7 protein-coding genes are annotated in these 8,032 nt (G+C 74.2%); 5 read left to right on the top strand and 2 right to left on the bottom strand.

The genetic code is table 11. From position 1 onward, the window contains the following. Positions 1 to 91: 91 nt before the first annotated feature. Positions 92 to 1,060, bottom strand: a complete 969-nt coding sequence (locus ACFWPT_RS23335; RefSeq protein WP_380483935.1) for a pseudouridine synthase — start codon at positions 1,058 to 1,060, stop codon at positions 92 to 94. A gap of 363 nt (positions 1,061 to 1,423) precedes the next feature. Between ACFWPT_RS23335 and ACFWPT_RS23330 the strand changes: the two genes are divergently transcribed. The 3 genes from ACFWPT_RS23330 to ACFWPT_RS23320 all read left to right on the top strand — a co-directional run bounded on the left by ACFWPT_RS23330 (position 1,424) and on the right by ACFWPT_RS23320 (position 4,239). Continuing rightward, positions 1,424 to 2,512, top strand: coding sequence for a PP2C family protein-serine/threonine phosphatase (locus ACFWPT_RS23330; RefSeq protein WP_380483933.1), 1,089 nt, complete (start codon positions 1,424 to 1,426; stop codon positions 2,510 to 2,512). Between the two features lie 122 nt (positions 2,513 to 2,634). Further along, positions 2,635 to 3,024: a DUF3224 domain-containing protein gene (locus ACFWPT_RS23325; RefSeq protein ID WP_380483931.1), complete on the top strand. Its 390-nt coding sequence runs from the start codon at positions 2,635 to 2,637 to the stop codon at positions 3,022 to 3,024. Between the two features lie 102 nt (positions 3,025 to 3,126). Next, the gene (locus ACFWPT_RS23320) at positions 3,127 to 4,239 is read left to right on the top strand and encodes a DUF5995 family protein (RefSeq protein WP_380483929.1); all 1,113 of its coding nucleotides are present in this window, start codon (positions 3,127 to 3,129) and stop codon (positions 4,237 to 4,239) included. Here the strand turns inward: ACFWPT_RS23320 and ACFWPT_RS23315 are convergent. Then, a complete protein-coding gene (locus ACFWPT_RS23315; protein ID WP_363369738.1) occupies positions 4,200 to 5,639 on the bottom strand; it encodes a GuaB1 family IMP dehydrogenase-related protein in 1,440 nt (479 codons plus the stop codon). The genes ACFWPT_RS23320 and ACFWPT_RS23315 overlap by 40 nt on opposite strands. Positions 5,640 to 5,936: 297 nt before the next feature. On the opposite strand from ACFWPT_RS23315, the gene ACFWPT_RS23310 reads away from it, so the two are divergent. Together ACFWPT_RS23310 and ACFWPT_RS23305 are read left to right on the top strand one after the other, a co-directional pair. Continuing rightward, positions 5,937 to 7,427, top strand: a complete 1,491-nt coding sequence (locus tag ACFWPT_RS23310) for an SDR family NAD(P)-dependent oxidoreductase (protein WP_380483941.1) — start codon at positions 5,937 to 5,939, stop codon at positions 7,425 to 7,427. Positions 7,428 to 7,467: 40 nt separating this feature from the next. Beyond that, entirely contained in the window at positions 7,468 to 7,920 is a 453-nt protein-coding gene (locus tag ACFWPT_RS23305; protein ID WP_380376571.1) for an NUDIX hydrolase, read from the top strand. The last annotated feature ends 112 nt before the right edge of the window (positions 7,921 to 8,032 follow it).

Genomic DNA, 8,032 nt, shown 5'->3' with positions numbered 1-8,032 from the left:
AACGCGCCCAACACCACAACTGGCCACCACCACAACCGGCAACAGTCACCGTCACCCAGCACGACACAACCTAAAGTCACTGGCATTGGGCCTAGAGCGGCTGGGTCGCCGGACCGGGGCCGGCGGCCCAGGCTTGCGGGTCCGTCCAGGCGGCGAGGGCGCGGCGGGTGTCGAAGCGGTGCTCCCGGCCGGTCAGCGGGTCGGTGAACTCGACCACCGAGGCGAGGAGTTGGAGCGGACGGCGGAAGTCGTCCGGGGCCGGTTCGGGCAGCACCACCGGATACACCGGGTCGCCGAGGATCGGCACACCGAGGCCGCACATGTGCAGCCGCAGCTGGTGGGTTCGCCCGCTCAGCGGCCGCAGCCGGTAGCGGGCCAGGCCGTCGCGGCGTTCCAGCAGGTCGATCCGGCTCTCGCTGTTCGGCGGCGCGTCGAGCTCCCGGGCCGCGATCACCCCGCGCTCCTTGAGGATGTGGCTGCGCACGGTGCGCGGCAGGTCCAGCGCCGGGTCGTACGGGGCGATCGCCTGGTACTCCTTGCGCACCAGCCGGTCGCTGAACAGCGTCTGGTAGGCACCGCGCTCCTCGGGCCGCACCACGAACATGGCCAGGCCTGCGGTGAGCCGGTCGAGCCGGTGCGCGGGGCTGAGGGCGGGCAGGTCGAGACTGTGCCGCAGCCGGGACAGCGCCGTCTCGACGACGTGCCGGCCGCGCGGGGTGGTGGCCAGGAAGTGCGGCTTGTCGACGACGACCAGGTGTTCGTCGCGGTGCAGCACCTCCAGTTCGAACGGGACGTGGACCTCCTCGGGGAGGTCCCGGTAGAACCACAGGTGCGCGCCGGGCCCGAACGGCTCGTCCGGGACGACCGGGCCGTACTCGCCGACGATCTCGCGGCCGCTCAACGCCGCGTCGATCCGCGCGGCGCCCACGGCCGGCAGCCGCTCGACCAGGTAGGCGCGGACGGTCGGCCAGGGGCCCTCGGGCGGCAGCCGCAGGTGCACCGGGTCCACACCGTGGCGCTGCGGGAGGGGGGAGGCCGGGCGGCGGCTCTTGCGTCTCATCTCCCGGCCAGCGTAGTCCGCCCGCTGGGGCGGGTCTTCAAGCCCCCGTCGTCCGCCCGGAGGGCGGGCGTGGCGGCGTTGGGGTGCGTGCATCGCAAGGCGGAGGAGGGAGTCCATGCGGTGGGGGCACCTCCCGGCCGGAGGCTGGGGGCCATCGGCGACCGACGACAACGCGGCGAGGTGCGTTTGTGCCCTGGGGGTACCTCCCGGCCGAAGGCTGGGGGAGCGTCGGCGCGCAGGCGGGGGTTTGAAGACCCGCCCCAGGGGCGGCCTCGGCCGAGGTCCCCGAGGTGCCGCTCACGGGGAGTGCGGAGCACAGTGGACGGTAGGTCGCCAATCCGCCGGGAGCAGCCGGGAGGACGTGTGAGCGCAGACGGCCCGGGCGGTGTGCCGCCGCTGCACCTGCCGCGGCGCACCCGGATGCTGCTGGTCGGCGCCTTCGGGCTGCTGGTCGCCGCCGTGGTGGCCGACCTGGTGACCGGGCCGGGGACGACCCTCTCCCCCGTACTGGCCGTCGCGCCGGTCCTGGCCGGGGCGACCACCCGCAGCGCCCGGGTGCCGCTGGCCGCCGGGGGCATCGCCGTCGTGGCGGTCGGGCTGCTGGAGACCACCAACACCGAACTGCCGGCCGAGGTGCACATCACCGCGCTGATCACGGTGCTCGCGGCAACCCTGGCCAGCGCCGCCAACGTCGTCCTGGTCTCGGCCCGGGAGCGGGAGCTGTTCCACGTCCGGACGGTCGCCGAGGCGGCGCAGCGGGCCCTGCTGCGCCCGCCGCCGGAGCGGATCGGGCGGCTGCGCACCGCGGTGCGCTACGTCGCGGCGGCGGCCGAGGCACGCATCGGCGGGGACCTGTACGCGGTGGTCGACACCCGCTACGGCGCCCGGATCCTGCTCGGGGACGTGCAGGGGCACGGGCTGCCGGCGGTGGAGACGGCGGCGGACGTGCTGGGGGTGTTCCGCGAGGCGGCCCGGACGGAGCCCGATCTCGGGCGGCTGGCCGAGCGGCTGGACGCGGCGCTCGCCGCCCGACCGGGCGAGGGGCGCTTCGCCACCGCGCTGCTGCTGACCGTGCCCGCGGAGCGGGGGCCGGTCGGCGTGGTCAACTGCGGGCACCCGCCCCCGCTGCTGCGCCGCGCGGGCCGGGTGCACGCGCTGACGCCGCCGTACGCCGCGCCGCCGCTCGGGCTGCTGGGGCTGACCGGTGACGGGTATCCGACGGGCCGCTTCGAGCCGCTGCCGGGGGACCTGCTGCTCCTGTACACCGACGGCATCACCGAGGCCCGCAACGCCGAGGGGCGGTTCTACCCGCTGGAGGAGCGGCTGCCGGAGCTGCCCGCGGGGAGCCCGGCGGACCTGCTGGAGGACCTGCTCGCGGACGTCGACGGCTGGGTCGGCGACGCCGGGCTGACGGACGACGCGGCGCTGCTGGCGCTCCGCTGGGAGCACTGACGGGCGGACGGGCGGGTCGGCGGGAGCAGTGACGGCCCGGCCGATTGTCAGAGCCGTGTGCAAGGCTTCGCACACGGTCGGTGAGGGGCCGGCCGGGCAACGATCGTCGGGAGGAGAACACCATGGGGTTCAAGGCCAGCGGGTCGTTCGAGCTGACCAGCTTCGAACCGGTGGAGACGGAGGAGCGCGAGGGTGCGGCCTTCGGGCGGGTCCGGATCTCCAAGAACTTCACGGGCGGGCTGAGCGGCACCAGCGAGGTGCGGATGCTCTCCGTCGCGGGCCCCTCGGGCGGCCCGGCGTCGTACGTCGCGGTGGAGCACGTGACGGGCGAACTGGACGGGCGGAGGGGCTCGTTCGTGCTCCAGCACGCGGCGTGGGACACCGGCGGGACGACCATACGCGTGGTGCCGGGCACCGGGTCGGGCGAGCTGGCCGGGCTCACCGGCGAGTTCCGCCTGGCCGTCGACGAGGCCGGCACTCACACCTACGTCCTGGAGTACGACCTGGGCTGATCACCTGGTCTCCCCCGCGCGCCGCGTGCCGCACGCACCGGGCTGCCGTCCGCGCTGCCACGATGATGCGATCAGTGCACGATCGACATCGGAGGGTGGCGCATGCCCGGTACGACGATGGCGGCGGACGGCACGCCGGTCGCGGTGCTGGCCGCGAATACGGTCACAGCGCCTGTCGCGACTCCTGTCACGGCACCGGTCACGGCTCACGTCACGGCGCCGGTCACGGTCGAGGAGGTGGTCGGTCGGCTGCGGGAGATCGGGGCGGGTCTGCCCCCGGCGGACGGGGTGGCGGTCTTCAACCGGCTCTACCTCACCGTCACGGAGGCCGTCCGCGACCGGCTCGGCGGCTCGTACTTCGCCGATCCGGCGGCGATGGCCGAACTGGACACGGTGTTCGCCGGGCGCTACCTGTTGGCCGTGGCCGCCGACGCGGCCGGGCAGGAGCCGCCCGCCTGCTGGCGGCCGCTGTTCGCGCTGCGCGCCCACCCGGGGGTGCACCCGCTGCAGTTCGCGCTGGCCGGGATGAACGCCCACATCCAGCACGACCTGCCGCTCGCCGTCGTGGACACCTGCCTGCGGCGGGGCTGCGAGCCGGCCGGGCTCGCGGCGGACTACCACCGGATCAACGGTCTGCTGGCGGAGGTGGAGACGGCCGTCCGGGAGCAGCTGATGCCCGGCCCGGACGTGCTGGAGCGCGCCGAGCCGCTCACCCACCTGCTCGGCGTCTGGTCCGTGGAGGCCGCCCGCGAGGGGGCGTGGTCCGCCGTCCAGGCGCTCTGGGAGCTGCGCGCGGTGCCGGCCGCCGCGCGGGCCTTCGCCGCCGCCCTGGACTGCTCGGCCGGCCTGCTCGGCCACGCCCTGCTGCTCCCGCTCGGCCCGCACCCCGCGCGGGACGCAGCCGGCGGCGCACCGGGCACGGCGGACGCACCAGGCACGGCGGCGGACGCACCGGCCGCACCGGCCGCACCAGGCAAGGCACTGCACGCACCGGGCACGGCGCCCGACGCACCAGGCACGGCGCCGGACGTACCCCGCAAGGCGCCGGACGTACCCCGCAAGGCGCCGGACGTACCCCGCAAGGCGCCGGACGCGCCCCGCACGGCGGCCGGCCGGCTCCCCGAGGCGAGGAACCGGCCGGCCGGTGAAGGAGCGGGCGCTCGGGCCCGGCCCGATCAGGCCCAGCTGGAGTGCAGCGGCTTGCCCTCGGCGTAGCCGGCCGCGCTCTGGATGCCGACGATCGCCTTCTCCTGGAACTCCTCCAGGGTGTTGGCGCCCGCGTAGGTGCAGGAGCTGCGCACACCGGCCACGATCGAGTCGATCAGGTCCTCGACGCCCGGGCGGGCCGGGTCGACGAACATCCGGGAGTGCGAGATGCCCTCCTCGAACAGCGCCTTGCGGGCCCGGTCGTACGAGGAGTCCTGGGAGGTGCGGTTGCTGACCGCACGGGCCGAGGCCATGCCGAAGCTCTCCTTGTACTGGCGGCCGTCGGCGGCGGTCTGCAGGTCGCCCGGGGACTCGTAGGTGCCGGCGAACCAGGAGCCGATCATCACGTTGGAGGCGCCGGCGGCCAGTGCCATCGCGACGTCGCGCGGGTGGCGGACGCCGCCGTCGGCCCACACGTGCTTGCCGAGCCGGCGCGCCTCGGCGGCGCACTCCAGCACGGCGGAGAACTGCGGGCGGCCGACGCCGGTCATCATCCGGGTGGTGCACATGGCGCCGGGGCCGACGCCGACCTTGAGGATGTCGGCGCCCGCCTCGACCAGGTCGCGGACACCGGCGGCGGAGACCACGTTGCCGGCCACGATCGGGATCCGCGGGTCGAGGCCGCGCACCGCGCGCAGCGCGCTGATCATCGATTCCTGGTGGCCGTGCGCGGTGTCCACGACCAGTACGTCGGCGCCGGCGTCGATCAGGGCCTTGGCCTTGCCGGCCACGTCGCCGTTGATGCCGACGGTGGCGGCGATCCGCAGCTTGCCGGCGGCGTCCACGGCCGGGGTGTACAGGGTGGCGCGCAGCGCGCCCTTGCGGGTGAGGATGCCGACGAGCCGGCCCTCGGCGTCGACGACCGGGGCGAGCTTGCGGTGCGCCTCGGTGAGCTTGTCGAAGGCGGTGCGCGGGTCGATGCCCTCGTCCAGGAGCAGCAGGTCGCGGGACATCACGTCGGCGAGGCTGGTGAAGCGGTCCACGCCCTGGCAGTCGGAGTCGGTGACGACGCCGACCGGCTTGCCGTCCTCGACGACCACGAGGGCGCCGTGCGCGCGCTTGGGCAGCAGCGACAGCGCCTCGGCGACGGTGGCGCCGGGGGCGAGGGTGATCGGGGTGTCGTGCACCAGGTGGCGCTGCTTGACCCAGGAGACGACCTCGGCGATGACCTCGGTGGGGATGTCCTGCGGGATGGCGACCAGGCCGCCGCGGCGGGCGACGGTCTCGGCCATCCGGCGGCCCGCGATGGCGGTCATGTTGGCGACGACCAGCGGGATGGTGGTGCCGGTGCCGTCGTCCGAGGAGAGGTCGACCGCCTGCCGGGAGCCCACGGCGGAACGGCTGGGGACCATGAAGACGTCGTCGTACGTGAGGTCGTACGAGGGCTTGAGGTCGTTCAGGAAGCGCATGAAGGGGGCTCTCTGGCTGGGAGAAATTACACCTCGGGTGCGGTTGCGGCACTGCCGCCGGGCGCACTCGGGCGCCCGGCACCCAGCATTCGATTCTCCGGGACGGTGGGATCAAAAGCCAGTTCGAGGCCCATTGCTGGCACTGTGTACAAACCATGATCAATGCTCCGCGCGTAGACTTGGACGATCATCCAAGGCCGACGGTTTTCGCCCCGGCCTGGGCCGCTCCCGTAGCATTCACGCGGTAACGGCGAGGCGAGCGGGAAGCGGCGACAGGCAATGACGGCGGGCGTGGACATCAAGCAGGACCAGAGCGACACGGACACCGGGGAGGAGATCGACTACGGTCCCGGCCTCGACCCCGAGCGGCTGCGGCTCTGCCTGGACGTGCTCGCCGAGCTCGACCAGCTGCACGTCGACCACCCGGACGCGATCACCGTCCGCCAGGCCGTCGGCGGCATATTCCGGACCCTCAAGCAGCGCCGCCGCCAGGAGACCCGGGCCCGCAAGACCGCCAACGACCGCGAGGTCACCGCGCGCACCGCCACCGGCGCCCCCACCCGGATCGACGACGAGACCGCCGGCGCCTTCGGCCTGACCACCGTCACCAGCACCGAGATCGCCGGCATCCTGGAGCGGCCCCGCTCCTGCTACACGTGCAAGCAGCGGTACGTCGAGGTCGACGCGTTCTACCACAACCTCTGCCAGGACTGCGCCGTCAAGAACCGGTCCCACCGGGACGCCCGAGCCGACCTCACCGGCAAGCGCGCGCTGCTCACCGGCGGCCGGGCCAAGATCGGCATGTACATCGCGCTGATGCTGCTGCGCGACGGCGCCCACACCACCATCACCACGCGCTTCCCCAACGACGCCATCCGCCGCTTCACCGCGATGCCGGACAGCGCCGAGTGGATCCACCGCCTCAAGGTCGTCGGCATCGACCTGCGCGACCCGGCCCAGGTCATGGCGCTCGCCGACGAGGTCGCTGCCGACGGCCCGCTGGACATCCTGATCAACAACGCCGCGCAGACCGTGCGCCGCCCGCCGGAGTCCTACCGCGAGCTGCTCGCCGCCGAGTCCGCGCCGCTGCCGGCCGGCGAGCTGCCGCAGGCCACCACCATCGGCCGCTTCGGCAGCGGCAGCGTCGACCTTCCCGCCCTCCCCCACCAGGCGAGCGGCGACGCGCAGCGGATGGCCGCCGAGGACGTCACCTCGCTCGCGCTCGTCACCGGCTCCGCCACGCCCGCCCGGATCGAGGCCGGCACCGCGATCGACGCCGGCGGACTGGTGCCCGACCTCGCACCCACCAACAGCTGGGTGCAGACCGTCCAGGAGGTCGGCCCGGTCGAGCTGCTGGAGGTCCAACTCTGCAACTCCACCGCGCCGTTCATCCTGATCAGCCAGCTGCGCCCGGCGATGGCCGCCTCCGCCTCCCGCCGCAAGTACGTGGTCAACGTCTCCGCGATGGAGGGCGTGTTCCAGCGCGGCTACAAGGGCGCCGGCCACCCGCACACCAACATGGCCAAGGCCGCGCTCAACATGCTCACCCGCACCAGCGCGCACGAGATGTTCGAGACCGACGGCATCCTGATGACCGCCGTCGACACCGGCTGGATCACCGACGAGCGGCCGCACCCGGACAAGATGCGGCTGGCCGACGAGGGCTTCCACGCCCCGCTCGACCTGGTCGACGGCGCGGCCCGGGTGTACGACCCGATCGTCCGCGGCGAGCTCGGCGAGGACCTGTACGGCTGCTTCCTGAAGGACTACGAGCGCTCCAACTGGTAACCCCGGTCCCCGCGAGGATCCCCGCGAAGGAGATGGCGAATTGACCACCGCACCGCTGCTCGGCGCAGGAATCATCGTGCCCACCGGGGACGGCCGGGTGCTGATCGGCCGGCGCACCACCGCCGGCGAGCCGCCCACCTGGAGCCTGCCCGGCGGAAAGGTCGATCCCGGTGAGTCCTTCGAGCAGACCGCGGCCCGCGAACTCGCCGAGGAGACCGGCATCGTGCTGCCCGCCGAGCAGATGCGGGTGCTCGCCCTCCTGCTCGACCACGAGCTCGGCCGGCCCCGGCTGACCGCCGCCGTGCTGGCGCCGCCGAGCCTGGCCGAGGCGGTCGTCACCGAGCCGCACGCCTGCGGCGGCTGGGAGCGCGTCGCGCTGGACGCGCTGCCGGAGCCGATGTTCTACCCGTCCTCGCTGGTCCTCGGCAGCTGGCTGCCGCAACGGCCGTCGGCGGTCCGGGCCGGAACGACCGGGTACCCCGTCACCCGCTGAGGGCAACGGGGTACGCCCGGGCGGCGGCGGTCCAGCCCACCCGGGCGGCGGCGGTCCAGCTCGCCCGGGCGCCGACGGTCCGGCTCGCCCGGGCGCCGACGGTCCAGCTCGC

It is taken from the genome of Kitasatospora sp. NPDC058478, assembly GCF_042720345.1.
Taxonomy (GTDB): domain Bacteria; phylum Actinomycetota; class Actinomycetes; order Streptomycetales; family Streptomycetaceae; genus Kitasatospora.
Note: the sequence above shows the minus strand (reverse complement) of the source record. Positions and strands in the feature narration are given on the sequence as shown.